This window comes from Mesorhizobium sp. M1050, assembly GCF_040318715.1.
Lineage (GTDB): Bacteria > Pseudomonadota > Alphaproteobacteria > Rhizobiales > Rhizobiaceae > Mesorhizobium.
In genome coordinates this window covers 1-26,677 of sequence record NZ_JAMYMV010000078.1, presented here as the reverse complement: position 1 = coordinate 26,677, position 26,677 = coordinate 1, and the positions used below count along the sequence as shown (strand labels likewise).

23 protein-coding genes and 4 pseudogenes are annotated in these 26,677 nt (G+C 61.0%); 13 read left to right on the top strand and 14 right to left on the bottom strand.

Translation table 11 applies throughout. The features are described 5' to 3' along the window. Together NKH57_RS28685 and NKH57_RS28680 are read right to left on the bottom strand one after the other, a co-directional pair. On the bottom strand, positions 1-685 hold a 685-nt coding region (locus tag NKH57_RS28685; RefSeq protein WP_352949460.1), incomplete at its 3' end, for a cbb3-type cytochrome c oxidase subunit I. Between the two features lie 552 nt (positions 686-1,237). Next, positions 1,238-1,984 carry a Crp/Fnr family transcriptional regulator gene (locus tag NKH57_RS28680; protein WP_352567821.1) on the bottom strand — a complete coding sequence of 249 codons (747 nt, stop codon included), beginning with the start codon at positions 1,982-1,984 and terminating at the stop codon, positions 1,238-1,240. 154 nt (positions 1,985-2,138) lie between these two features. On the opposite strand from NKH57_RS28680, the pseudogene hemN reads away from it, so the two are divergent. Further along, positions 2,139-3,480, top strand: a pseudogene (gene hemN / locus NKH57_RS28675) (oxygen-independent coproporphyrinogen III oxidase). 335 nt (positions 3,481-3,815) lie between these two features. On the opposite strand, the gene queE reads toward hemN, so the two are convergent. Genes queE through queC form a run of 3 tightly spaced genes read right to left on the bottom strand, consistent with a single transcriptional unit; the run spans position 3,816 to position 5,601 of the window. After that, positions 3,816-4,550 (bottom strand): 7-carboxy-7-deazaguanine synthase QueE, encoded by a 735-nt coding sequence (queE, locus tag NKH57_RS28670; protein WP_352949458.1) that lies wholly within the window; start codon positions 4,548-4,550, stop codon positions 3,816-3,818. Then, entirely contained in the window at positions 4,547-4,903 is a 357-nt protein-coding gene (gene queD / locus NKH57_RS28665) for a 6-carboxytetrahydropterin synthase QueD (protein WP_023673552.1), read from the bottom strand. Before queD ends, queE begins: the two co-directional genes overlap by 4 nt. Beyond that, on the bottom strand, positions 4,903-5,601 hold the full coding sequence (gene queC, locus NKH57_RS28660; RefSeq protein WP_023809316.1) for a 7-cyano-7-deazaguanine synthase QueC: 699 nt from the start codon (positions 5,599-5,601) through the stop codon (positions 4,903-4,905). The genes queD and queC overlap by 1 nt, the downstream gene beginning before the upstream one ends. Positions 5,602-6,000: 399 nt before the next feature. On the opposite strand from queC, the gene NKH57_RS28655 reads away from it, so the two are divergent. Then, positions 6,001-6,390, top strand: a complete 390-nt coding sequence (locus NKH57_RS28655; protein ID WP_023735820.1) for a hypothetical protein — start codon at positions 6,001-6,003, stop codon at positions 6,388-6,390. A gap of 912 nt (positions 6,391-7,302) precedes the next feature. Here the strand turns inward: NKH57_RS28655 and NKH57_RS28650 are convergent. From NKH57_RS28650 to panB, 9 genes and pseudogenes are all read right to left on the bottom strand, one after another. Continuing rightward, the gene (locus NKH57_RS28650; RefSeq protein WP_352949455.1) at positions 7,303-7,557 is read right to left on the bottom strand and encodes a helix-turn-helix domain-containing protein; all 255 of its coding nucleotides are present in this window, start codon (positions 7,555-7,557) and stop codon (positions 7,303-7,305) included. A 519-nt stretch (positions 7,558-8,076) separates the two neighbouring features. Beyond that, positions 8,077-9,897, bottom strand: coding sequence for a glutamine--fructose-6-phosphate transaminase (isomerizing) (gene glmS, locus NKH57_RS28645; RefSeq protein ID WP_352949453.1), 1,821 nt, complete (start codon positions 9,895-9,897; stop codon positions 8,077-8,079). A gap of 311 nt (positions 9,898-10,208) precedes the next feature. Next, a pseudogene (locus tag NKH57_RS28640) lies at positions 10,209-11,164 on the bottom strand (hypothetical protein). 165 nt (positions 11,165-11,329) lie between these two features. Continuing rightward, positions 11,330-11,731: a DUF2285 domain-containing protein gene (locus NKH57_RS28635; RefSeq protein ID WP_245264243.1), complete on the bottom strand. Its 402-nt coding sequence runs from the start codon at positions 11,729-11,731 to the stop codon at positions 11,330-11,332. A 67-nt stretch (positions 11,732-11,798) separates the two neighbouring features. Then, on the bottom strand, positions 11,799-12,173 hold the full coding sequence (locus NKH57_RS28630; protein WP_352949451.1) for a transcriptional regulator domain-containing protein: 375 nt from the start codon (positions 12,171-12,173) through the stop codon (positions 11,799-11,801). 22 nt (positions 12,174-12,195) lie between these two features. Continuing rightward, positions 12,196-12,827 (bottom strand): annotated as a pseudogene (locus NKH57_RS28625) (acyl-homoserine-lactone synthase). A gap of 92 nt (positions 12,828-12,919) precedes the next feature. Then, complete coding sequence (locus NKH57_RS28620; protein ID WP_352949449.1) at positions 12,920-13,645, bottom strand: LuxR family transcriptional regulator; 726 nt, start codon at positions 13,643-13,645, stop codon at positions 12,920-12,922. A 92-nt stretch (positions 13,646-13,737) separates the two neighbouring features. Then, positions 13,738-14,601 (bottom strand): pantoate--beta-alanine ligase, encoded by an 864-nt coding sequence (panC, locus tag NKH57_RS28615; RefSeq protein WP_352949447.1) that lies wholly within the window; start codon positions 14,599-14,601, stop codon positions 13,738-13,740. Then, on the bottom strand, positions 14,598-15,458 hold the full coding sequence (gene panB, locus NKH57_RS28610; protein WP_352949445.1) for a 3-methyl-2-oxobutanoate hydroxymethyltransferase: 861 nt from the start codon (positions 15,456-15,458) through the stop codon (positions 14,598-14,600). The genes panC and panB overlap by 4 nt, the downstream gene beginning before the upstream one ends. Positions 15,459-15,629: 171 nt before the next feature. Between panB and NKH57_RS28605 the strand changes: the two genes are divergently transcribed. The 11 genes and pseudogenes from NKH57_RS28605 to groEL form a co-directional block, all read left to right on the top strand. Then, positions 15,630-16,598, top strand: coding sequence for an NUDIX hydrolase (locus tag NKH57_RS28605; protein ID WP_352949443.1), 969 nt, complete (start codon positions 15,630-15,632; stop codon positions 16,596-16,598). A 67-nt stretch (positions 16,599-16,665) separates the two neighbouring features. Next, a complete protein-coding gene (gene nadA / locus NKH57_RS28600) occupies positions 16,666-17,640 on the top strand; it encodes a quinolinate synthase NadA (RefSeq protein WP_352695841.1) in 975 nt (324 codons plus the stop codon). Further along, on the top strand, positions 17,637-19,178 hold the full coding sequence (locus tag NKH57_RS28595; protein ID WP_352949441.1) for an L-aspartate oxidase: 1,542 nt from the start codon (positions 17,637-17,639) through the stop codon (positions 19,176-19,178). The genes nadA and NKH57_RS28595 overlap by 4 nt, the downstream gene beginning before the upstream one ends. Continuing rightward, positions 19,178-20,032 carry a carboxylating nicotinate-nucleotide diphosphorylase gene (gene nadC / locus NKH57_RS28590; protein ID WP_352734402.1) on the top strand — a complete coding sequence of 285 codons (855 nt, stop codon included), beginning with the start codon at positions 19,178-19,180 and terminating at the stop codon, positions 20,030-20,032. The genes NKH57_RS28595 and nadC overlap by 1 nt, the downstream gene beginning before the upstream one ends. 100 nt (positions 20,033-20,132) lie before the next feature. Continuing rightward, positions 20,133-21,130: pseudogene (gene bioB, locus NKH57_RS28585) on the top strand (biotin synthase BioB). Further along, positions 21,127-22,281, top strand: coding sequence for an 8-amino-7-oxononanoate synthase (locus tag NKH57_RS28580; RefSeq protein ID WP_352949439.1), 1,155 nt, complete (start codon positions 21,127-21,129; stop codon positions 22,279-22,281). Before bioB ends, NKH57_RS28580 begins: the two are co-directional and overlap by 4 nt. Continuing rightward, complete coding sequence (gene bioD, locus NKH57_RS28575) at positions 22,278-22,913, top strand: dethiobiotin synthase (RefSeq protein ID WP_352949437.1); 636 nt, start codon at positions 22,278-22,280, stop codon at positions 22,911-22,913. The genes NKH57_RS28580 and bioD overlap by 4 nt, the downstream gene beginning before the upstream one ends. Continuing rightward, positions 22,913-24,178: an adenosylmethionine--8-amino-7-oxononanoate transaminase gene (locus NKH57_RS28570; RefSeq protein WP_352949435.1), complete on the top strand. Its 1,266-nt coding sequence runs from the start codon at positions 22,913-22,915 to the stop codon at positions 24,176-24,178. Before bioD ends, NKH57_RS28570 begins: the two co-directional genes overlap by 1 nt. Next, positions 24,175-25,158, top strand: a complete 984-nt coding sequence (gene bioZ / locus NKH57_RS28565; protein WP_352949433.1) for a 3-oxopimeloyl-[acyl-carrier-protein] synthase BioZ — start codon at positions 24,175-24,177, stop codon at positions 25,156-25,158. The genes NKH57_RS28570 and bioZ overlap by 4 nt, the downstream gene beginning before the upstream one ends. Positions 25,159-25,587: 429 nt before the next feature. Further along, on the top strand, positions 25,588-25,884 hold the full coding sequence (groES, locus tag NKH57_RS28560) for a co-chaperone GroES (protein ID WP_352949431.1): 297 nt from the start codon (positions 25,588-25,590) through the stop codon (positions 25,882-25,884). A gap of 66 nt (positions 25,885-25,950) precedes the next feature. Further along, positions 25,951-26,677, top strand: a 727-nt coding sequence (groEL, locus tag NKH57_RS28555) for a chaperonin GroEL (protein ID WP_352949429.1), incomplete at its 3' end; no start/stop codon positions are given.

The window sequence follows — 26,677 nt, the reverse complement described above, 5'->3', positions numbered from 1 at the left end:
GCAGCATCGCGATGGTGACGATGAAGGAGAGGTAAAACCAGTTGGCGACGTAGATATGCGGCTCCTTGCGTTTCAGGATCGTGCCGAGGAACAGGATCAGATAGGCGACCCAGACGATGGTAAGCCAGATGTCGACATACCATTCGGGTTCCGCGTATTCGCGGCTCTCGGTGATGCCGAGCAGATAACCGGTCGCGGCCATGACGATGAAGAGCTGGTAGCCCCAGAACACGAACCAGGCGAGATCGCCACCGAACAGCCGAGCGCGGCAGGTGCGTTGGACGACATAGAGCGACGTGCAAAGCAGCGCATTGCCGCCGAAGGCGAAGACGACGCCCGAGGTGTGCAGAGGCCGCAAACGGCCAAAGTTGAACCAGGGCTGGATGTTGAGGTCGGGATAGGCAAGCTGCAGCGCGATGACGACGCCGACCAGCATGCCGATGACACCCCAGAACATGGTGGCGATGGCGCCATAGCGGATTGGCCCATCCATATAGGCGGACGGGTCGATCGGCGCGGCAGGCTTGAACTCAGTGCTGCGCAGTAGGATCGCAGTGAAGCCAGCCAAGGCGAAGAACAAGACCCACATATGCTGGCGAAAGGGTTCATCCACCCCAGCGCAAGCGGCCACCAAAGCCGCGAGTGCGAACAGGCTTAGAAGCACGATTTCTTTGCCGAATTTCATCGCAAGCCCCGATTTCCAATTCCGGCGGATGCCAAACCGCGGTGCCTTATTGCGCAGCCGTCGCCTGCTCGCCCTGATCCATGTCAGAGCCGCACCATTTTGCTTCGAGCAGCATCGAGTTCGATGCGATCAGACTGTGTCGAATGTGGAAGTGCAGCACCGGCCGCCGGTTTATGGACAGGCCCGGCGTCCCCAGTTGGGGCCCGGGTATGGAGGCGATCGCGGGCGTGTGGGGAAGCGCACCTTCTGTGACGCTGGTAAGCAGGCCGATGCCTTACCGAACGTCGATCGTTTCAATGCCTTGGAACAGCCAGCGCCAGCGTTGCGCTGCCTTCGTGACATTTATGGTTTGGGGAGACGGCGATTTTCCCCTGCGTATGAGGCGTATTGACTTCGGCCAAGTGTGGGTGCTTCGCCGACGAGCCGAAGCGCAACTGGCGCATACGATCGGATGGAGAACGGGCTGTCGCTACGCGATTTCTTCTGAGCCCAACGCGAGCATGCCCTGCCCCGAATGAAGTAAGTGGCGTGGGCCATGCAGCTTCGTGTCATTCAAACGGCTGTTGCGCCTCGGCCGCCGCAGCGCCGTTCCAGCCGGCTCATGCTGTCCACGGTGACGCGGCGGTTGTTCTCGATCCGAATCACGCCGTCCATTCTCAGGCTGGTCAGCTGACGGCTCACGGTCTCGTTTGTGATTCCAAGGAAATCAGAGATGTCGGCACGCGTCATCGGCAGCTCGAAGCACGCCGACCTAGCTGCCGGGTCAACATTGGAGTCGATGTTCCGCGCAATCATGAGGAGAAAGCTCGCCACCTTCTCTGGTGCGGTCTTGCGCCCCAGAGTCACCATCCATTCGCGGGCCTCGTCAAGTTCGTTCAGCGCCTGCTTGAGCAGGCGATGCACAAATTCGGGTGACTGCTTCATCATCCGTTCGATGGCCGCTCTCGGAAACGAGCATAGCGAGACAGCTGTTGCCGCTTCCGCATTGATCGCACTTTTCATCTTGAAGGGCCGTCCCAGAAAATCCGGCGCGAACTGGAGACCGACGATCTGCTGGCGGCCGTCCGAAAGGCTCTTCGTGAGCTTCACCACGCCTGAAAGCACGTTTGAATAACAGTCGACCGCCTCGGCGTCGCCGATCAGTTCGACCCCCGGCTCGATATTGTGCCGCGACGACGTCTTGGCGAGCTGAGCCAAATCGTCTGGCTCGAGCGCGCCACAGACACCGCGGCGCCGTGCCTCGCAAGGCAGGCAAAGAACGGGAATGCCGGAACTGTGAATATCCTGCCGTAATGTCATTCGATCGCTCTACCGGTCCAGTGCGGGCAGGATAGCAATCCACGGTAGAAAAATCCTTGCGGCAGTTTGTCCGTGCTGAAGGTTGATCGAAATCAGGGCTTAGGCTCATCCAAGCATCCACAGTTCGGGCGACGCAAACACGGTGGACCACGACATGCGACAAAAGCTAGCTGCCAGACTTGGCGAGAACGTCCCGCGCTATACCAGTTATCCGACTGCGCGCCATTTCCATGCGGGCGTCGATGCCGTCGTTTACCGAGGCTGGTTGGAGGCGCTCGAAGGTGGTGACGAGATATCGCTTTACCTGCATATTCCCTATTGCGACAGGCTCTGCTGGTTCTGCGCGTGCCATACCAAACAGACGCGCCACTACGAGCCGGTGGCCGCTTATCTGCGCTCGCTGTATGCGGAGATCGCCACGGTTGGCGGCCTTGTTACCGGCAAGGGCCGAGTTCGCGCGGTTCATTTCGGCGGCGGTTCCCCGACGATGCTGGAACCTGAGGATATAGTGGCGCTGGGAAGCGTCCTGCGCAACAGCTTCGCCTTTCTTCCCGGCGCCAAGATCAGCGTTGAAATCGAACCCAATGATATGGACGATGCCCGCCTCGATGCGCTTGCCGAAATCGGCACGACCCGTGCGAGCCTCGGCGTCCAGGACTTCGATCCGAAGGTTCAGAAGGCAATCAACCGCGAGCAGAGCTTTTTGCAGACCAAAGCGGTAGTCGACGGTGTTCGTTCGCGCGGCGTCGAATCGGTCAATCTAGACCTGCTCTACGGCTTGCCGCACCAGACGAGGGAGAGCGTCTCCTCCACCGTCGCGCAGGCGCTGACCTTGGAACCCGGCGCTTTTTGGCTACGCCCATGTGCCGTGGTTCAAGAAACAGCAGACCATGATTGATGAGGCCTGGTTGCCAGGGCCGGAGGAGCGGTTTGCCCAATCACAACTGGCAGCCCACGCTATTCTTGACCGAGGATACGAAGCAATCGGGGTCGACCATTTCGCCAAACCGGGCGATGCGTTGGCAGTAGCGGCTCGCGCGGGGGCTTTGCATCGCAATTTCCAGGGCTATACAGAGGAGCGCTGCGAGACATTGATCGGTCTCGGTCCGTCATCCGTCAGTCAGTTTCGGCAGGGCTATGCGCAGAACATGCCTTCGACCAGCGAATATCGATGCATGGTTGATGATGGCGGGCTGGCCGCCATCCGCGGTATCGCACTTTCCGACGACGACCGCGTTCGCGGCTGGATCATCGAGCGGCTGATGTGCGACTTCGCCTTCTCGGCCATCGATCTGGTGGAACGCTTCGGCGAAGCCGGCCAGAGGCTCCTCCTTCAGTCGAGTTCCATGGCCCTCCACGATGCGGTTCGATTGCTTGAACTTGATCGCGACAGATTCGTTGTGCCGGCTGAAAGTCGCCCTTTCGTCCGAAGCATCGCGGCCAGGTTCGACAAATATTTCGAAACTGGAACGGCCAGGCACTCGGCGGCATTCTGAGCACCGCAGAGGAACGGTCATGGCTCTCACTCGATCGTGAACCGATTGCGATCGTTTTCCACTGTTGACCGGCGACCGTCGGCCGAGACGGTTCGAAGCGGACCAGACGCGTCTTGGCATAGCGACGATATCGCCCGCTCATGCCCTGCCTGTCAGATCATGGTTGTCGGCGACAGCTCCCTTCGACCTTGCAAGGAGAATGCAAGGTGCCGTGCAAGCGGCTGACAACACTTGGGCCGGTGGCAGAAGTCCGCAAGCACCCCGGCAGCGCGGTCAACGTTGAACCACCCGTTCACCCGAATATGCCGGTGCAGTTCAGGTGGAAAGGGCCTGGCCTAGACGGCTCTCTTGTTACCCCAGAGCATAACGTGCAGCTGCGGTAGCACGCGGGCTTCGAACCATTTGTCGCGGGTCACGCTGTCAACCAGCCACTCCATGCGCTTCAATATTCCGTCAAGGTCGACGGGCGCGTCATCATTTGCCGGGTGTGGCGGCGTCTGATTGCCGGGTTGCAGATAGATCGGAAGTTGCGGAAATTGCGCAGCGGCGTCTTTCGCGTAGGCGTAGTCCCTTTCGTCGAAAACAATGAGCTTGAGCACGATTTGGGGCTTGCCTTGTGCCGCCTGGAGGCACGCCTCGACAGTGGCCCAATCTGTCGTCATTTGGCTTGACGGCGGCTTTGGGCTGAGGATCAGCACGTCAAGGTGCGCAAACCAGTCCCTGGCAAGCGAACCTTGGGTTTCCAGCGCAAAACGGTAACCGTCACCATGGCCTCGGTCGATGAGCGCGCCGAGCGGCTGGATGGCCGGATTGCCGCCTGACAGCGACACCATAAGCGGGCGGCCACCGGAAAGCGCAAGCACATTTTTCCACACCGCGCCAACGGACATCATCTCCCATTCATGGCGGAATTGAGTGTCCACAGCATGCAGGCTGTCGCACCAGGAACAGCGAAAGTCACACCCGCCGGTTCTGACGAAGATCGTCGGCAAACCTATGAGCACGCCCTCGCCCTGGATCGTCGGCCCGAAAATCTCGCTAACGCGGATTGCGGGATGAGTATTGGTCATGGCCGGTATTCCGCCCAGGTTTTCGGCGTTTCGCTCACCCGCACGGCCGCGGTTTCGCTCAGGCGTGCCTTGCACCAGTCGTAGAAATGTCTGGCCAGATATTCCGCCGTGACTTGCTCGTGTCCCAGCACGTCGTTGAGATGTCGGTGGTCGAAGCTCTCGTCGATGTAGCGTTTGAATGGCGCCAAATCGTGGTAGTCGCGCACGAAGCCGTGATCGTCCAGTCCATCCGCTGAAAGCTCCACTTCGACGATGTAGTTATGTCCGTGCAGGCGCGCGCATTGGTGATCGGGTGGCAATGAGGTGAGCTGATGCGAGGCTGAGAAGTGGAATTCCTTGGTGATGCGGAACATTACGCGGTGGTCCTTCGCAGCGCTCCGAGCCAGAAGTCGGAGTCCTCGTACTCGGTTGGGTCCGGGTGCCCAGCGATGTGAAACGCCTCACGCCGCTCGACGCAGGTCCCGCACCTCCCGCAATGACGCTCGGCGCCCCTGTAACAGGACCAGGTCTGCGCAAACGGCGTGCCGTATGTGGCTCCATCCCTAACAATGTCCGCCTTCGTCAGGTTCACATAGGGTGCATAAAGGCGAATCTGCGCGTAGCCGTCGAGCGCGTGGTCCTGCATCATCTGGAAAGCATCGATGAAGGCCGGACGGCAATCGGGATAGACAATATGATCCCCACCATGCACGGCCGTCGCCACCGCGTCAGCGTCTTGCGCTGCGGCGAGGCCGAAGGCAATGGCCAACATGATGGCGTTCCGGTTGGGCACCACCGTCACCTTCATCGTATCTTCGGCATAGTGCCCGTCGGGCACGTCCACATTGTCGGTCAGCGCGGAGCCGGAAAGGCCGCCGCCGATCTCGTGGATATCGATGATTCGCTGCGGGACGCCCAGGCGCTCCGCGCAAAGGGTGGCGAAGCCCAATTCCTTCCTATGCCGTTGGCCGTAATCGAACGATAGCAGGCCGGTAAGCTGGTGCTCCGCTGCCACCTTGTGAGCAAGAGTAACGGAATCCAATCCGCCGGAGCAGACGACGAGAGTCTTCATCGTTGGGTCCTTGTTTTAACCGGGTAGGCTGCGACCGGAGATTTCTCTGCGCTCCAGTACTTCAGGAAAACCATTTTGTGAAGTGAACGGAGACCAGTTTCGTGCGCTTGCGTGCGGTGCGCAAGCCTCGCGGTGAGCTGCAAGGACACGGACTGGTGAGACGTCACGCTTCAGCGGAATGCTCAAGCGAACGCTGCTCGCGGACAAAGTTCTCGACGAGCAGAGCCTGGCGGTTCCGAGCGCCGAGGGACGCCACTGCAACGGTTGCAGGGTACAAGGAGCCCGGATGGCTTGCCGCAAAGATGACCGGCAAACCCTGAATAACCGGTGATGAGCCGACATCTGTGAACAAGCGGTGTGGTCGATTGCAATCACCCATGTCTTGCGCACAGGTACCTTATGTCAGTGGATGAACTGAACTTGATGGTTTTACAGATGGCAGTCGAAAGCGTCCGCTCGCTCTCGTTGAGCTTCGCTGAAAAAGCCGCCGAGATAGCCACCAGGAGCCGCGGCATCCTGCTTTTCGACGTGCGGATCGACGGTGACGCGCAGGTCCAGCGGGTCGCAGCCATCCGATATCACGGCGGCCAATTCGGCGTGCTGGCGTTGGATGTACACGGCCTAGTTACCCACTATTGCATCGTTAACGGTATGTTCTCACATTACATTGCGTCCTTGGAGAGCTGGCACAGGATGCCCCTGTCGATGCAGGCCAAGATGGATGCCAACGGCAATGCCCGTCTCTTCGTAGCCGCGTTGCGGGATGCCGGACATATGCTGGGCACCTAGCATTGGGCGAGAATGCATCTGTGAATTTTGCATGTGCGTCACTGCGATGGCGCCGGCATGATCGTCATGCGCCAAAACGGCTGCGGCCCCCGCGAAGCGGTCGCCGCGATGATGGTGATCAACGGCGTTGAATCGATGCGAGCGTTTAGACAGAGGTCTCCTCCTGGCATCGAGCGCATGCAAGGAGCTACGCAAGCGCAACTGCATCAAGTATTTTGAAGGGACGACCTCATGCATGGAGCTTGCGCTGCATACGGGCGGCGCGAGCCGCGTTGCCATCCAGCAGAGAGGGTGCTTGTGGTACTCTCAATGACCCGAGATCGCAAATGGACGTGGGTAAGCACCAGAACTGGCAACACCCATGGTGGTCCGCTGGACTTGCTGGAGGAAGCACAAGGTGTCGGCGGGCAGAGCGCAGCGAGTGCCTACCTCGATCTTTCTAGAAGCGCGCCGGCAGCCTGGGCGGGGGGCTTGGGGTTAGACTGCCGGCGCACGCCACTCACGAAGAGCGGCCCCTTTTCGTGGTTCGAACACCCATAGTCAACCCGGAAACGTCAGGATGCCCGCCATGTTATTTTCAGAGCGGCGCGATGCCGGCCATGTTGGCCGATTCAGCCTAGGAGTAGCCACTCTCGTAGGCCGAGTTGATGCTCAAGCGCCAGCATCGCCTCGCCGAACTACCAAGAGTTCGCCGTTACAATCCTTCGTCGCGAGCCGATTCACATGGGCTCGCGAACAACAAGGCGATATAGCCGCCCGGAGTGCTACGAAACGTGCAACTTTCCGATGCAGGAACCAGATTCTCTTGGCAGTACTGCGCCAGAGGCATCCCAACGGAATCAGCGTCTACAATCAGCCGCAAGCTTCACATCACAAGAGCGGTAGTCCACCCATTGCAGATCATCCGACTGATCAGGCGGCGTCCGAAATGTGCGACTCTGCCTCAAGGATTCCCAGAGGTATGGAAAGCGATCTCGCTATCCGATCCCGATATCCCTTGTTGTACCTCAGACCTCGCTCGATGTTTTGAATTTCCTCAGCGGCAAGCCCGCTCGCGACCGTCAGGTCCTCGATCGAATACCCAAGGTGCTCACGATAAGCGCGGACGATGTGGGTCCCCTGCGACATAGCCGTCAAGACTGGTTCGGGAATGCGCGAATCGTTCATAAACATCTCCAAGAACATGGGAGCTCCCTCGGGAGATACCCCCCGGCGGCGCAGACCAAGCGAATCAAAAAATGGACGTCCATTCAGCCGGACCGGCCTCATCCATGGAATGGGCCGCCTGAATTAGGAGCTGGGTCGGAATATGGCGGCTCACCTCCTTCTAATCAAGAAAGCCAACGGCGAGAATTATTCGCGAAGGATCGCAGGTCGGATGCGCTACAGCCGATCAGGCCATCTCAGGAGGGGGCCCTGGAACTCTGAACACCAACTCGAACTCCCGGTACGGACACTGCTTCCTTCGGCCAATCTCCACCGGCGGGGGAGCGAAAGACCCACTCTTGAAAGCCCCCGGCTTTGTGCTGACGTCGGCTCTAGGAAGCTCGATCGCCCTGTGCCCCGATCGACCGGCCGAAAAAAGGGATTCCAAATTCCAGCAAACACTGGTCATCTGGTTTTCATCCGGATCCAGACAAGGGGTAGCTTTCCATCGAGAGCTTCGCCATCTGTACAGGTTCACAATCATTCGACCGTGACCGATTTTGCGAGATTGCGCGGCTGGTCTACATCTGTCCCCATGAAGAGCGCCGTGTGGTAGGCAAGAAGCTGTATCGGCAGCGAGAAGATCATTGGCGCGATAATCTCGTCGACTACCGGCAGCACGAGCGTGTGCATGGTGTCGAGTTTCGATGCGGCTGCCCCATTTTTATCGGTGATGAGGATAATCCGCCCTCCACGGGCAGCCACTTCCTGCATGTTGGAGACGGTCTTGTCGAAAAAGCGGTCATGGGGCGCGATGACGATCACCGGCATGTTCTCGTCTATCAATGCGATTGGCCCGTGCTTCAATTCACCCGCTGCATAGCCTTCGGCATGGATGTAGGAAATCTCCTTGAGCTTCAGCGCTCCTTCCATCGCTAGCGGGAAACTGGTGCCACGGCCGAGATACAGGACGTCACGACACTTTGACAGTTCGCGCGACAAGAACTCGATCTCCGGCTGGATGCTGTTGAGTACCTGGCCCATGACGCGCGGCAATTCGGCGAGGCTCCTGACGAGCGCCTGCAGCTCGCCTTCGGGGACGGTCCCGCGGGCTCTGGCGGCGCTGATGGCGAGTGCGGCTAGAACGGCAAGCTGGCAGGTAAAAGCCTTGGTAGAGGCGACGCCGATCTCCGGTCCGGCAAGGATCGGGAAGACCGTATCGGCCTCCCGAGCGATGGTCGATTCGCAGGCATTGACGATAGCGCCAATTTTCAGCCCACGCTCCTTGCAGTACCTCAACGATGCAAGCGTATCGGCGGTTTCGCCGGACTGCGAAATGAAAAGAGCCGCCGACTGCGGCGGCAAAGGGATCTCGCGGTAACGGAATTCAGACGCAACGTCGATTTCAACCGTCAGGCGCGCATAGCGCTCGAACCAGTATTTTCCGATCAGTCCGGCGAGATAGGCGGTCCCGCAGGCAGAGATCGCCAAGCTCGGAACCTTGGCGAAATCGATGCCCGGAACCATGTCGCGACTCTCTATGATGTTGATGTAATGACGAAGAGCATGGGCAATGACCTCGGGCTGCTCGTAAATTTCCTTCTCCATGAAGTGGCGATGGCTGCCCTTGTTGGCCAGATCGGCCGCGGCCGTGGAGATATGGCGCGGACGCTCGACGGGATGGCCGTCGATATCGAAGATATGGGCGCCCGAATTGCCGACAATGGCCCAGTCGCCGTCCATGAGATAGGTAATTTCATTGGTGAAGGGCGCAAGAGCGATCGCGTCGGAGCCCAGGAACATCTCGCCGTCGCCGTGACCGATCGCCAGCGGTGGTCCGTTGCGCGCCGCCGTGATGGTCGACGGTTCATCTTCGAAGAGGATGGCAAGCGCATAGGCGCCCCTGACGCGTTTCAGCATGGCACGCGTGGCCTCTTGCGGCCTCATGCCCTCGCGGCGGTATCTTGCCAAGAGATGCCCAACGACCTCGGTGTCGGTGTCGGTCTGGAACTCGGCGCCATCCGCCGCCAATTCGTCCTTCAGCTCGGTGAAATTCTCGATGATGCCGTTATGGACGACGGCGACACCGTCGGTAAAGTGCGGGTGCGCATTGCGTTCCGTCGAGGCCCCGTGGGTTGCCCAACGCGTGTGGCCGATGCCGACTTTGCCGCTCAGCGGCTCTTCCTTCAGTCGCCTCTCGAGATTGACGAGCTTGCCCTCGGCGCGCCGGCGGTGCAAGGCACCGTCGATGATCGTCGCAACGCCGGCGGAATCATAGCCGCGATATTCCAAACCCTTCAACGCGCCGATCAACCGATCCGACACCGGCTGTTGCCCAACGATGCCAACAATCCCGCACATGTTCGTCTCCGCATTTTTGCGGGCAGCATCAGCCCACGCGCCCATCCGGCCGCTTTAAGTGGCGGCCTTGTAGTAGTATTCCATAATATTGGTACAATTGATTGTAGTGATAACTACCATCCACCCTATGGATAGGTCGGCTGCTGTGGGGACCGCGCTGGTTGGAGCAATGGCGCGACTCATTGCACCAGCCCAGTCCAAGGCATGTGCAGACAACCGCTTTGGGCGCCGAACAGATCGATTGGCGGCATAGCCTTATCTTGCCTCACAAGACTTGCGGTCCGGGAAGGCTGTTTCGGGACTTTTCGAAATCAGCGGATCACAGGCTCGCCATGGAAGCGGCGGCTTGATGGAGGAGAAACCCCGAAGCCAACTTCCATCATCAGCCGTGGCCTGTGCGCCGGCACGGTGCCCATATGGAACCCGAACGGATCCTCGACGAAACCGAAACCGGCCTCGCCGGTCAGCGTGACCGGGCTCTGCTTGCCGTACACGTCCAGACTCTCTTGCGCGGGATGGCCGACGACAAGCGTAAGTTGGTGCTTGAGGGCGCGGCGATCATGGCTGCCGCGGACATAAACATGCGGGCCGGTCCCCTCGTCGACGGGCACCAGATTGAAAAAGAACTTCAGCATCCGCCAGTCGTCCAGGTCGAAGTGGTATTTGCCGAGCGAAGCCAGGGTCTTGTCGGCGTCGGAGGCCTGGCCGGTCGGGAAGCTCCACCAGACGCGCGTTGTGATCAGCGTCGCCTGGCCGCCGAGATAGTGCGCGGCAATATCCATGAGCAGCGGATCGTTTTGGATGGCAACGGCCGAGTTACAGCCCAGAATGCGCTCGAAATAATGGCCGCTGAGCAACGGACGGCCAAACCGCGCCTCAGCCTCCGCATGCTCCGCCGGCATGAATTCGAGTCGGCGATCGAAATTGCCGAAACAAGGTGTGCACCTGGCGAATGCGGCTACATCTTCACGAGGCCGGGAAAAAGCCCATCCATCCGCAGCGCGTCGACAACGTCCTGGCAATTGACACCGGCAAACATCGTGTCCTGGGCTCTTTGCGACCTTCGGACCGGCTTTGCACCACGCCAGTGCATTCTCCGTGCCGGCATGGTGCGCGCCAACATGAACATGGGCAGCCACGCCGGGTTCTCGCGAATATCCGACAGGTAGGTCGGAATGCGTACGGCTATGCGACGCAGCATGCTGCCGTTTCGCGCGATCGTTTCAAGGCTTGCCGCGCCGGCTTTGTCGGGGTTCATAACGGTCATCGGGATCCTCAAGGCATGAATGCACTCATCGACGAAGGTTGGGTCCCAGTGCTTCGCCGCGATTCGCCGCGGAAGAACTAGGCGCTTGCCACGTTTTGTGCAACGCACAATTGCAGTCAGAAATGGAGGTTGCGCGTTTGAATAAGACAATCGCAACCACCCCAATTACCTCAGGAACTGTCTGTAGCCGCCGCCCATCAGGTAGCGGCCACGTTGGATGGCGCGACGTACCTGATCGCGAAGATGGCCACCTGGATGACGCCAATCTTCTTCGACGCGGCGTGTCCCGAACAAGGCAATGGCGACCTCCTGATGAGATGCTCCGGCAAGCGAGCCATCCAAAGCCTGGAGTACGATACGCAGACGCGCTCCGCGGTGTTCCGGCGGAAAGCAAGCAGCTGACAGGCGGGCGCAACCATTGACGTGGTTCAAGAACTGAAGGGCAGCGACATGGAACTTGAGGTGCTGCGGCTGAACGATCGCGTCGACATATAGCCGCAACGGGCGGAGGACGGACGCACCGGAAACGGCGATCTGCAGACTCCGGCAGTTCTCCCTCAGCAGCACGTGCTGCACGCCCGCAGCTGTCAGCAGGATGTCCTTGCAGCATGAGAGCGAAGAAAGGTGAAGCGGTTCAAAATCGTGGTCGAGCCCAAGCGGCTCCGCGGCCGCTCGTAGAATACAGGCGCAATCGCGCGGATCCCAAAAGACCCTTGCCGATGTAGCGTCCGAAAGTGGCGCGTCGGCGAAAAAGAAGGCTCCATTGTCTTAGGAGAGCTGATCCTCTCGTCAACTCGATTATCTGCATGTCGCCTTGGGGTCCGACAATGCAGGCGGACGGTGCCATTTTGGCGTGGTCGCGCTGGAATTGTGGATTGCGCCGAAGAAACTCCCAGGCCCAGCCAGTGCGTGGCAATCGTCTGGCATAGTGGTAAGCGTCGTGGCGACGCCAGTCCGGCCAGCATACAAGGCCGACCGTCGCTTCCTTGGACAGACCAGCATCCTTCATGGCTCAGGTGTCCACTATGGCGCTATGCCGACGGGCCTAGAACCGGTTGCCACAGTACCGGTCCAATCAGACGTCCCCTGCTGCGGATGCGCAAAAGGCTCGCGTGGGAAATCTCGAGAAACCCGGCCACCGCCTCCGTTTTGCCGACGCATTTGGGTTCTCCGATGCGCGACAATGGCCACGTAGCCAGGCGGAGGATCCGCTCCATGCGCGTATCCGTCACCGTTACTATCCGGGTCAGATCCTTGGCCAAGCCGAACTCGATCATGCCCGCGAAGAGCTCGTAGGTCGCCTGGGCCAGCCCGCCCGCAGCCTTGGGCGCCGACGCAGGAAGATCGAGCGCGAAACGACTGCTCTCCCATATGTCGGTGGTCGAGGGCACGACGTCAGCACCCAGCAGCACCGGGAAGGTGTCGCGCAACATTGTGGGTCCGGTGCTGGGCAGAAGACGCACGCAACCGCGAATTCGCCAGTCGGATCCTTTGAGGAGCAGATAGACAGGTTTCAGAGCGTCAAACGGATCGGATTCCATCTGGTCTTCGGTATCAACTTCCCAATCGAGCCTTTCCTTGAACACCCGAAACCTGAGCCCGTGCATCTCTTTGAGTTCGCCTGCAAACTCGTTGTAAAAGTCTGTGTTATCAGTTGCATCATGGTCGCCTCCATGTGGGATGGTTCCCGCCATCGAAGGGCAAAGCTGACAGCGATGCAGCCTGTAGAGGTTTACAGGTATCGTGGCTGAAGAATCAGGATTTCGTCTTGCCGGAGGCAGCCATTCGTGCGACGGCCTGGTTGATCGTTCGAACGCCGAACTTTGCCTTGGCGTTTTCCAAGTGAAAAGTCACGGTGCGCTTTGAGACGCCGAGAAGCTGGCTGATATCCCAAGCCGACTTGCCGCGCGCCGCCCATTTCAGGCACTCGAACTCCCGCGGGGTGAGCGTTACACCATCCACCACGCGATCGTCGGCGAGCCTGCGCCGGACGTGGATATGAAAGTTGATGGCCACCAGCTGCAATGCTTTTTCGTAACGTGCCAGTGACCGTAAAAGAGGCGGACGGGACTCGTCGGAAGCAAAGGTCAGGGCAGCAAACCGGCCGAGATGATCATGCATGGACATCGTCAGGCCGCCGCAGATGCCAAACTCAGCCGCACTCTCCAGAATTTGTTGCTGCGAATTCGGCAGACAGTGTCGAGCGCGATCCACACCCCAATCGAATGTATCCCAGCCTTGCAGCCCGCGCAGGATGACCGGATCAAGACTGTGGTACCGCTGTTGCAGATAACGTGATGTCCAGGATGAAGGATAGTTTGAAATCAATTGGGGGGTGTCGCCGGAGGCCGACGGGTAAGTGAAATAGGCGAATAGCGGGAAGTCGAAGCCGGCTGCAGCGGAGGCCATTGCCTCACAGAGATCGGCAGCATCAACACTTGCAGACAGTTGCTCGACGAAGTTCTCAAACACGCGATGCATTTGCCCTGTGCGTAACCTCCATTCGCTCAATGCCAGGCAGAGACCTTGTTTTAAACGATCCCGGACGGATACAGCGCGTGCCGAGAACGTGGCTAATCTGTTGAACCAATCCGAAATAGTCTGACGTTGTCTATGAGACGTGTGCCGCCGAGCCAGGCCGCGGCAAGCAACCGTGCCGGTCGATCAAGGCTTGTCATCGGGTGCAGATCTGCCTCTTCGCGAAGTTCCAGGTATTCGACCTCGCGATAGCCTGCAGCCAGAATTGCTGCGCGAGATTCTGCAAGCGTTGGCAGGACGGGTGAGCCGCGCCCAAGCCGCTCAGCCGTCTTGAGCAGGACCGATGATAGCTTGGGAGCAACAGCGCGTTGCGCTGGCGAGAGCCGCACATTACGCGATGATAGCGCAAGACCGTCGGCTTCACGGACTGTCGGACAGGCAACAATGGTGATTGGAATATCCAGATCCCGGGCCATGCGCCTGACCAGGTGAACTTGCTGAAAGTCCTTTTCGCCAAAGAAGCCGAAGTCAGCGCTGGTCTGCAGGAAGAGCTTGGCGACGACGGTCGCCACGCCATCGAAATGTCCCGGCCGGAAGGCACCGCACAGGCCCTCGCTGACACCGCACACCGAAACGGTGGTGGCGAAGCCCGCCGGATACATCTCCTCTGCATCTGGCGCATAAAGCAGGTGCGCGCCAACCGGTGCCAGCTTGGCGGCATCCTCGTCCTCGGTGCGCGGATACGCGGCAAGATCGGCCTGGCTATTGAATTGCTTCGGGTTGACGAAGAGCGTCACGATCACACGGTCTGCTTTCTCGAGTGCAGCGCGCACCAGGCTGAGATGGCCCTCATGCAGGACGCCCATCGTTGGCACCACGGCAATCCTCACGCCCTCGCGGCGCCATGCGGCGACGATTTCGCGAAGCTGGTCAACGCTCCTGACGATCGGCACGCTCACGCTGCTTCTCCGCTCTTGGTGGCGTCCGTGTCGGCGGGCTTGGGCGCATCGGCAAACACGTGCTTGGCGGCCGGAAACTGGCGCTCCTTCACCTCGTGCGCATAGGAAGCGATCGCAGCCGCAGCCGCCTCCCCCAGTTCAGCATAGCGCTTGACGAACTTGGGTCGGAAGTCGCCGAAGAGGCCCAGCATGTCGTCGACGACGAGAATCTGGCCGTCACAGGCTGCCGAGGCACCGATGCCAATGGTCGGGGCCGCGACCTCCCCGGTGATCCGGCGGGCGAGCGCTTCAGGAACCTTTTCCAGGACGACCGCAAAGGCGCCCGCTTCGCTCACCGCAATTGCGTCGCGCCTGATGCGCTCGGCATCCCCGCCCCTGCCCTGCACGCGGTAGCCACCGATGGCGTTGATGGCCTGCGGCGTCAAGCCGACATGAGCCATGGCGGGCACGCCGCGTGCGGCGAGGAAGCCGATCGTCTCTGCCATCGTTTCGCCGCCTTCGAGCTTGACGGCCGTGCAGCCGGTCTCCGACATGACGCGCGCAGCATTTCGGAAAGCCTGCTCTGGGCTTTCCTCGTAGGAACCGAACGGCAGGTCGACCACCATCAGCGCCTGCTTGATGCCACGGCGCACCGCCTGGCCATGCGTGATCATCATCTCCAGCGTGACACCGAGCGTCGAGGGCAGGCCGTGGAGAACCATGCCGACGCTGTCGCCGACGAGCACCACATCACAATGGGGATCGACAAGCCGGGCGACTGGGGTGGTGTAGGCGGTAAGGCAGACGAGCGGCGTCCCACCTTTGCGCGAACGAATATCCGGCGGTGTGATCGCCTTGGTGTCACCAAACGCGCTCAATGGATCCTCCTTCCCCTACGTTACCAACCGCGGGTGTCGCCTTTGGCACATTTTTGTGCAGGTGCGAAGAGCTAAAAATGCCCGTGCAGTTGTGGGGTGTTGACGTGCCGACAGGCGCGCTTACACTAAATCGATTAAGGTCCCCCGAGCTGGCCAAGTAATTCGCGAAACATGGACGATCAGGCAATACGACTCAGGAAAGACAGAGCCGCCGTCAAGGCCGACGACGTCAAAGTGGACCTGATCGCCCTTGTCGTCGCCGTAAACGACAGTGAACCCTGTGTCCTCACCATCGGCCAGGCAGACACTTTGCCCTCTGGACCCTTTGCGCTTGAGCACCGATCGCTGCAATCCGGCTTGAGGGGGTGGGTCGAGCAGCAGACCGGCCATCGGCTGGGGTACATTGAGCAACTTTACACGTTCGCTGATCGGGATCGCATCGGCGCCGAGCGCCAGCAGCGCGTCATCTCCATCAGCTATCTTGCATTGACCCGCAAGGAACAGGCAGCGGGCTCGCCCAAGTGCGGATGGCAGAGTTGGTATGAATATTTTCCATGGGAGGACCACCGCTCCGGCACGCCTCCGGTCGTGCTGGACGTTCTGCGACCACGCTTGATTGAATGGGCAAACGGCGTCCGCGATGCGGCCACGCGACGTGAACGCTGGCAGCGGGCGACGATAGCCTTCGGCTTCGACGACCGCCTTTGGAACGAGGAACTCACGCTTCAACGCTATGAGTTAGTCTACGAAGCGGGCCTGGTCCAAGAGGCCGTAAGAGGGCGGGACGCGGCGCCCCCTCCGCTGGTGCCCAGCAAGTCCATGGTCGCCGATCATCGCCGCATCGTGGCGACCGGCATTGCGCGGCTGCGCTCCAAGATCAAATACCGGCCGGTCGTCTTTGAGCTGATGCCGCCGGTCTTCACGCTTTTGCAGCTGCAGCGAACCGTGGAGGCGCTCGCCGGCAGGCTCATCCACAAGCCGAACTTTCGCCGACTGATCGAACAGCAGGAGCTGGTCGAGGAGACCGGAGAGGTCACCGCTGAGACCGGCGGCCGGCCAGCGAAGCTTTTCCGTTTCCGCCACGCCGTTCTCGACGATAGGCTCATCTCCGGGACAAAATTGCCGCTGGCGCGGGGTTGACATCCCTTATACTCACAGCAAGTATATGCTGGTTATTTTCAATTAGAGTATAAGCGGGAGGGGGTCCATGAGCGCCATGCTGCCTACGGCCGCGTTGCTCTACGAGCACGTCCGACGAGTGATCCCGCCGATCGAATGGCCGGCTTTCGCCGAGGATATCGAGGCGATCCTTGCTCTGAAGCGCGAGCGCAACGCCATCATCCTGGCGCACAACTATCAGACGCCCGAGATCTTCCATTGCGTGGCCGACATCGTCGGCGACAGCTTGGCACTAGCCCGCACGGCTGCGACGATCGAGGCGCAAGTCATCGTGCTGGCCGGCGTCCATTTCATGGCCGAAACGGCCAAGCTCCTTAATCCGGACAAGACCGTGCTCATTCCGGATCTCAGCGCCGGTTGCTCGTTGGCGGAATCAATCACGGCAGAAGACGTGCGCTTGATGCGCCAGCGTTATCCCGGCGTTCCGATCATCACTTATGTAAACACGTCGGCCGAAGTGAAAGCCGAGTCGGATATCTGCTGTACATCCGGCAACGCCAAGGCGGTCGTCGAATCCCTTGGGGTTCTCCGGGTGATCATGCTGCCGGACGAATATCTGGCCCAAAATATCGCCGCCCAGACCGATGTGCAGATCATCGCCTGGAAAGGGCATTGCGAGGTGCATGAGCGCTTTACACCGGCCGACATCCGCGAGTTGCGCGAAAGCCATCCCGGCGTGGTCGTGCTCGCCCATCCCGAATGCCCGCCCGACGTCGTGGCTGAAGCAGATTTTTCCGGCTCGACGGCTGCCATGTCCGACTATGTCGAAAGGCAAAGGCCGCCACGTGTCGTGCTGATGACGGAATGCTCGATGAGCGACAACGTCGCGTTAGCGCACCCAGAGGTCGAGTTCATCCGGCCCTGCAATTTGTGCCCGCACATGAAGCGGATCACGCTTGCCAACATCCGCACGGCGCTCGAGCAGAACCAACATGTCGTAACCATCGAACCCGGGATCGCCGGGCGCGCGCGGCTTGCGGTCGAACGGATGCTGGCAGTTTGAGCGCCGACCTCCGCAGCTTCTTCGGGCGGCCGATCATCATCGGCGGCGGCATCGCCGGACTGATGACCGCGCTTCAACTGTCGCCGGAGCCGGTGCTTCTTCTGTCAAGGTCGCTGCTGGGAGCTGACAATTCGAGCACCTGGGCACAAGGGGGTCTGGCTGCAAGTTTCGGCGAAGACGACGATCCGGCAATGCACCTGGCCGATACGCTTGCCGCCGGGGACGGTCTCTGCGACAGAGACGTGGCGAGCCGCATCCTCCAAGCCGCGCCCAAGGCGATAGAGGGGCTTGCGGGCTTTGGGGTTCCCTTTGACCGCACGCCGAAAGGATCACTGTGCCTCGGATTGGAGGCCGCACACAGCCGACGTCGCATCGTTCATGCGCATGGGGACGGCACCGGGCGTGAGATCATGCTTGCCCTGATCGCGGCTGTGCGTTCCACTCCGTCGATAGTTGTCGTGGAGGGCGTGGAAGCACGCCGGCTGGCCGTGCGAGAGAATGCGATCCGAGGCGTCTGGGCGAGCTGTTCGATCGGACCTTTCTTCTTCGGCTCACGGCGGGTCGTCCTCGCCACCGGTGGCATCGGGGGACTGTTTCTCGACACCACGAACCCTTGGGGCAGTTGCGGACAAGGCCTTGCACTTGCGGCCCGCGCTGGAGCTGTCCTAGCCGACCTCGAATTCATCCAGTTCCACCCGACCGCGCTTGACGGCCCAGAACGCCCTATGGCGCTGGTCAGCGAGGCTGTCCGAGGCGAAGGTGCTGCCCTGATCGATGAAACCGGCCAGGCTTTTCTTCAAAGCGTGCCAGGGGCGGAACTTGCGCCTCGCGATGTCTTGGCCCGCGCCGTTTGGAACCATCTTGCGAACGGCCACCGTGTTTTTCTCGACGCCCGACAACGGCCTGGCCCGGCATTCGCTCGACATTTCCCGACAATCGCATCAGCCTGTCGTGGAGCGGGCATCAATCCCGCGCGCGATCTCATCCCCATTCGTCCGGCCCAACACTACCACATGGGTGGCGTTGCCGTGGACAGCTTTGGCAGGACCTCCGTCGAGGGGCTGTGGGCCTGCGGCGAAGTCGCTTCGACAGGACTGCATGGCGCCAACAGGCTCGCCAGCAATTCCTTGACCGAGGCAATCGTGTGCGCCCGCTGGGTCGCTGAAAGTGTCGCCGGAACGCCTGCTCGCAGAACAAGACCTGCGTTTGCGAACGTTTACCCACCGCCCGCTCCGATACCCGTGCGTGTTTTCCTGTCGCGCGCACTCGGCATCGTCCGGGACGGTGAAGGGTTGAAAGCAGCCGCGCGTGCCTTATTGCCGCTCGCCGAAAGCAAGGATGCGGTCTCGGATCCGGCGGCTGTGGGGCTAATGATCGCGGTTGCCGCCTTGTTGCGCGAAGAAAGCCGCGGCGCTCATTACCGGACAGATTTTCCTCATCATGCGACTGCCGCCCGACGGTCCGAAATCACGCTCGAAGCCGCCTTGGCCGCTGCGCGCGAACTCGGACACTCGCCAAACTTGGAAGGGGCAAAGTGATGAGGCTCTCACCGCTTCCCACGGTCATGCTTGAGCCGCTTGTACGGGCATCGCTTCTTGAAGACCTTGGCAGAGCCGGCGACTTGACCACGGATGCCATCGTCCCGAAGGAATACCAAGCGGGAACCGTGTTGGTGGCGCGACAGTCCGGAGTTGTCGCCGGCCTCGATCTGGCGATGCTCGCTTTCCACCTGATTGATCCTGATGTCGAAATCTCGGTGGAGCGGGCAGACGGCTGCAATGTCGTGGATGGAGAGATCATTGCATCAGTGGTTGGCCCGGCCCGGGCCATTCTCACAGCCGAAAGGACGGCACTCAATTTTTTGTGCCATCTGAGCGGCATCGCCACAGCAACGGCATCGATCGTCGCTGCGGTTCGTGGATATGGCGCGAAGATCGTCTGCACACGCAAGACGACGCCTGGATTGCGGGCAGTCGAAAAATATGCTGTGCGCGCAGGTGGCGGGTCCAATCACCGCTTCGGCCTGGACGATGCAATTTTGATCAAGGACAACCACATCGCCATCGCAGGCGGCGTCCGCCCAGCGCTCGAGCGAGCACGAAGAGCGGCCGGTCATCTCGTCAAGATCGAAGTCGAGGTCGATACTCTGGCCCAGTTGGAGGAGGTACTTGGCTTCGCTCCCGATGCGGTTCTGCTCGACAACATGTCCCTCCCCGATCTTCGCCGCGCCGTCGCAATCGTCGGTGGCCGCGCTATCACCGAGGCTTCTGGCGGGATCACGTCCCATACAGCGCGAGCGGTTGCCGCGACCGGCGTTGATCTGATTTCGGTCGGCCGACTCATCCACAGCGCGCCGATCCTGGATATCGGCCTCGACCATCGGGGCTCATGATTGTCTGAGTAACGAACAGGATTTGGTCAACTGTCCTCTCCGATCGTCGACAGTCAGATAGCAAAGACCCCGCAAGACAGACCGGAGGAACAGCATGGACATGCAAACGGCAAGTTCAACGCAGACATCGCCACAGGCTCAATCCCCTGACGCTGGAGCGTGGACCCTGGAAAAGGCTCAGGCACTTTACCATGCCCCCTTCAACAATCTCCTCTCCTGGCGCAGACCGTGCACCGCCAGAATTTCGATCCCAACAAGGTCCAGCTCAGCCGGCTGCTCAGCATCAAGACGGGCGGATGCCCGGAGGATTGTGGCTATTGCAGCCAGTCGGCGCATCACGAGACCGGCCTGAAGGCGTCGAAGCTGATGGAGGTCCGGCGCGTCGTCGCCGAGGCGAAGAAAGCGCGTGACGCCGGCGCAACCCGCTATTGCATGGGCGCGGCCTGGCGAAACCCCAAGGCGCGCGACATGGATGCGGGTGTGGCGATGGTCGAAGGCGTCAAGGCGCTCGGCATGGAGACCTGCATGACGCTCGGCATGCTCGATCTTGAGCAGGCCGCTCGACTGAAGCAGGCTGGTCTCGACTACTACAATCACAACATCGATACGTCGGAACGCTACTATAGCGAGATCATCAGCACGCGGAGCTTTGCCGAGCGGCTCGAGACGCTCGAGCACGTTCGCCAATCCGGCATCAAGGTCTGCTGCGGCGGCATTGTCGGCATGGGCGAGGAGCCGGTGGACCGGATCGGCATGCTGGTGACGCTGGCCAACCTGCCGGAACATCCGCAAAGCGTTCCGATCAACATGCTGATCCCGATCCCCGGCACCCCGCTTGCCGACGCCAAGCCCATCGAGCCGATCGAATTCGTGCGCGTGATCGCGCTGGCGCGCATCATGATGCCGAAATCGCATATCCGTCTTTCCGCCGGCCGCACCGCCATGACCGACGAGATGCAGGCGCTGTGCTTTTTTGCCGGCGCCAACTCGATCTTCGTCGGCGACACGCTGCTGACGGCGGATAATCCCGGTGAGGACAAGGATACCCTGCTGTTCCGGCGCCTTGGCATCGAGCCGATGGAACTCGAGGCGCAATGAACGGGGCACCGCTTGCCCGCTATGAGGCGACCTTGCAGGGACTGGCGCGCAAGGACCGGCTGCGGACGCTGAAGCCGCGCGCCGGGCGCGACTTCTCGTCGAACGACTATCTCGGGCTTGCCGCCTCCAAAAGACTTGGCGAAGCGGTTGCGGCGGCGATTGCGCGTGGCACGCCGGTTGGCGCCACCGGGTCGCGGCTGTTGCGCGGCAATGCACCGGAACACGAGCAGCTCGAGGCAGACGCGGCGGCATTCTTTGGAGCCGACCGCGCGCTGTTCTTCGGCAGCGGCTACATCGCCAACTTCGCTCTGCTGACGGCGCTGCCGCAGAAGGGCGACCTTTTGGTCCTCGATGAGCTCGCCCATGCCAGCATGCATGAGGGTGCGCAGGCCGGGCGCGCACAGTTCGTGCTGGCCGCGCACAACGACGCCAACGCTGTCGACGATGCGATCACGCGTTGGCGCGCCGAAGGCGGCATAGGATGCGTCTGGATCGCGGTGGAGAGCCTTTACAGCATGGATGGCGACTGCGCGCCTTTGGAGAGCCTGGTCGCGCTTGCCGATCGGCACGAGGCATTCATCGTCATTGACGAGGCGCATTCGACCGGCGTCTGGGGACCGGACGGCCGGGGGCTTGCCGCCGCTTTCGAGGGCCGCGACAACATCGTCGCGCTCCACACCTGCGGCAAGGCCCTCGGCGCATCTGGTGGGCTCGTGACCGGGCCGAGGGCACTGTGCGAGTATCTGATCAACCGTTGCCGGCCATTCATATACGCCACCGCGCCATCGCCGCTGATGGCAGTGGCAGTGCGCGAAGCGCTCGCAATGCTCGCCGACGAGCCTATGCGGCGTGTTCAGCTGCAAGAACGCGTTGCTTTCGCTGGCCGCCAGCTGGCCGAGCGCTGCGGCGTGATACCCAGCGGCTCGCAGATCCAGCCCTTAGTAATCGGCGATGTCAGGCGCACCATGGCAGTGGCGGCGCGCCTGCAGGCCCGCGGCTTCGACATACGCGGTATTCGTCCTCCGACCGTGCCCGAGGGCACGTCGCGGCTGCGCATCTCACTGACGCTCAATATCGGCGAAGCCGACATTTCCGCCATGGTCGAGGCGCTGGTCGAGGTGTTGGCCCAAACATCGCCGGAGGCGATATGACCCAACGCATCGTCATCACCGGAACCGACACGGGAGTTGGCAAGACCGTGTTTGCGGCTGGGCTCGCCGGTTTGCTCGACGGCTTTTACTGGAAACCGGTGCAATCGGGCCTCGACGGCGAGACCGACAGCGAGGTGGTCGCGCGGCTTGCCGGCTTGCCCTCAGAGCGCGTGCTGCCGGAAGCCTACCGATTGCGGAGCCCGCTGTCGCCGCATCGTTCGGCCGAGATCGACAGCGTCGCGATCAAGGCTGACGATCTTAACTTTCCCGTCCTACCGACGCCGCTCGTCATCGAAGGCTCCGGCGGCCTGATGGTGCCGCTCAACCGGCGCACAAGGTTCATCGACATCTTCGCTGAATGGCGGCTGCCCGTTATTCTGTGCGCCCGCACCACGCTCGGCACCATCAACCACACCTTGCTCTCGGTCGAGGCGCTACGCGCCCGCTCCATCCCGTTGGCGGGCATCGCTTTCATTGGCGATGAGATGGCCGATACGCAACGGACCATCGTGGAATTCAGCGGTGCGCCGCAGCTCGGCAGGCTGCCGCACCTCGATGTGCTGACGGGCAAAACACTGAGGGACGCAATGATTACCGGCTTCGCCTTCGCCTCGATTACTGGAGGTGACTGATGTCGCAGTCCCATGTCTGGCATCCCTTCACCCAGCACGCGGTCGAGCCTGCGATCCCAGAAATCGTCCTGACTGAAGGCGCCTATCTCCGCAGGGCCGATGGCGCCCGCATCCTGGACGCCATCTCCTCCTGGTGGGTCGTCACACATGGCCACCGCCATCCCCGCATCATGAAGGCAATCGAGACAACCGCGTCGAGCCTCGACCAGATTATCTTTGCGGGCTTCACGCACGAGCCGGCAGAGCGCTTGGCCAAGGCGCTTGTCGGCCTCGCTCCCGCTGGACTCGACTGGGTGTTCTATTCCGACAGTGGCTCGACCTCAGTCGAAGTAGCGCTGAAGATGGCGCTCGGTTATTTCCGCAACATCGGCGCCCCGCGCTCGCGCATCGTCGTCATGGAGCACAGCTATCATGGCGACACGATCGGCACGATGAGCGTCGGCGCCCGCGGTGTGTTCAACGCCGCCTACGAACACTTGCTGTTCGAGGTCGACACCATCCCCTTTCCGGCAGCGGGGCGCGAGCAGGAGACGCTGGATCGTTTAGAGGCTGTGACCCGCGATCGACGAGCCGCAGCCTTAATCGTCGAGCCGCTGGTGCTGGGCGCCGGCGGCATGCTGATGTATCCGGCTTCAGTTCTGGCCGAATTGAAGAAGATCACTGAGGCCTCCGGCACGCTGCTGATCGCCGACGAAGTGATGACCGGCTGGGGGCGCACCGGAACCATATTCGCCTGCGAGCAGGCATCGATTTCTCCAGATATCCTGTGCACCTCGAAAGGCTTGACCGGCGGCACCATCCCGCTGGCCGTAACGCTTGCCGCCGATGCGATCTTCCAGGCTCATTATTCCGACGACCGGAAGAAGACATTTTTCCACTCGAGTTCCTACACGGCCAACCCGATTGCCTGCGCGGCAGCACTCGCCAATATCGAGATCTGGCGGGACGAGCCGGTGGCCGAGCGCATTGCGGCCTTGAGCGCAATGCAGGCCGCCGGGCTTCGACGCTTTCGCGACAACAGCTTCTTCACCGACTGCCGAGCCACGGGAACAATCGCGGCGCTCGACCTGCGAACCGGTTCCGCAGGTTATCTCGCCGAGATTGGTTCGAAGCTGCGTGCGTTCTTCCTCGACCGCGGCCTGCTTGTGCGCCCGCTCGGCAATGTCCTCTACCTTCTGCCACCCTATTGCATCGCCGGCGACGAGCTCGAGCGACTCTATGACGCCATTGAGGAGGCCGGCGAACGCTTCGGGTCCAGGCCATGAGCAAGTCGTCGCGCATTCTCGGATTTGGCCATCATGCGCCTGGGCGAAAGGTGGCGAATGCCGAAATCGAGAGCAATCTCGGTCTTGATCCAGGCTGGATCGAAAGGCGTACCGGGATACGGTCGCGCTTCTGGGCAACCGACGAAGACACGCTGTCTGGTCTTGCTGCGGTGGCCGGCGCCATGGCGCTGGCGAACGCCGGTATTGCGCGCCACGACATCGGTCTGCTGTTGCTTGCCACCTCGACGCCCGACCATCTTCTGCCGCCCAGCGCGCCGCTGGTCGCACATCGGCTGGGACTGAGCCGCGCCGGTGCGGTCGATCTGACCGGCGCCTGCGCCGGCTTCATCTACGCGCTGATGTTCGCGGACGGATTTACCCGGCTGCACGGCAAGGCGGCCCTCGTCATTGCCGCCAACATCCTCAGCCGCCGCATCAATCCGGCCGAACGCGCAAGCTCGGTCCTGTTTGCCGATGCCGCCGGCGCCCTCGTGATCGGTCCGTGCGAGGATACTGAGCGGGGCATTCTCGGTGCCTCGGTGGGTTCGGACGGCTCGCGATACGGGCTGATCCAGATTCCCGCAGGAGGAAGCAACAAGCCGTTCCACGGTGACCTCGACCTCGCGCAAACCCGAATGACGATGACCGACGGCCGCGAAGTGTTCGCAAAGGCCGTCGAGATGATGACCGATTGCTCGATAAGCGCGCTAGCCGCTGCCGGAGTGCGGCCACACGATGTCGGCCGGTTCGTGCCGCATCAGGCCAATGCTCGCATCTTCGATGCGGTCGGGAGGAACCTCGGCATCGCGGACCAAGCAATTGTCAAGACGATTGCCGAATACGGCAACTCTTCGGCCGCGACGATCCCGCTGTCGCTCTCGCTCGCCAACCAGACGGAGCCATTCCAGCCTGGAGAGAAAATCCTTCTGGCGGCGGCGGGTGCGGGTCTCAGCGGCGGCGCTCTCGTGGTTGGAATCTAGCCGGCCGGCTCACGCGCGCAGGTCTGGTCATGAATGGCGATAGGGCAACAGAACCAATGCCAAAATGGCCTTCTGAAGCTCGACATGACCGAGCTGACGCAGCACGACGCGTGCGAGCCTCTGGATGAGTTCAAATGCATCACCCGTTGCACCAATCGTGCCATCTGAATAAAGCTCAATTACTAAGGGTGAGCCGCCCCATATATGTCCGATACCCGACATTGTTCACATAAAAGGCTCGATGCTTACACGCTCTTTGCTCTCTTCTCTTTGCTGTCTGCTCTTTTCTCTTTGCTCTTTGCTCTTCCGTCTTGACTAGCAGGAGCCTGCGGCTTATGTCATTGCCGCGTTAGCACTCGCTTCGGCTGAGTGCTAAGCACGCTCCGGCAACGGAGAACCGTTCAACATCCGCACCAAGGAAATCCAAAAATGGCAAAGTCGAATTTCCGGCCGCTGCATGACCGCGTGGTCGTTCGTCGGGTCGAATCCGAATCCAAGACCGCTGGCGGGATCATCATCCCCGACACGGCAAAGGAAAAGCCGCAGGAAGGCGAGATCATCGCCGTCGGCTCCGGCGCTCGTGACGAAGCTGGCAAGCTGGTTCCGCTGGATGTCAAGACCGGCGACCGCATCCTGTTCGGCAAGTGGTCGGGCACGGAAGTCAAGCTCAATGGCGAAGACCTTCTGATCATGAAGGAATCCGACATTATGGGCATCATCGGCTGACACGCTGCCGCCTTTCCTTCGCACCATCAAATCTGAATTTCGGGCGAGATGCCCAGGAGTAAAAAAATGGCTGCCAAAGACGTAAAATTCTCCCGCGATGCCCGTGAGCGCATGCTTCACGGCATCAACATCCTCGCCGACGCGGTGAAGGTGACCCTCGGTCCCAAGGGCCGCAACGTCGTCATCGACAAGTCATTCGGCGCACCGCGCATCACCAAGGACGGGGTCACCGTCGCCAAGGAAATCGAACTTTCCGACAAGTTCGAAAACATGGGCGCGCAGATGATCCGCGAAGTTGCTTCGAAGACCAACGACATCGCCGGTGACGGCACCACAACCGCGACCGTTCTGGCGCAATCGATCGTCCAGGAAGGCAACAAGGCCGTTGCCGCCGGCATGAACCCGATGGACCTGAAGCGCGGCATCGATCTGGCCGTGACCGAAGTCGTCGCGGCGCTCGGCAAGGCTGCCAAGAAGATCAAGACCTCCGAGGAAGTTGCCCAGGTCGGCACGATCGCCGGCAATGGCGACGAGTCGGTCGGCAAGATGATCGCCGAAGCGATGCAGAAGGTCGGCAACGAAGGCGTCATCACGGTTGAGGAAGCCAAGACCGCCGAGACTGAACTCGAGGTCGTCGAAGGCATGCAGTTCGACCGCGGTTACCTCTCGCCCTACTTCGTCACCAACGCCGACAAGATGGTTGCCGAACTCGAGGACGTCTACATCCTCCTGCACGAGAAGAAGCTCTCCAACCTCCAGGCGATGCTGCCGGTTCTCGAAGCCGTCGTGCAGA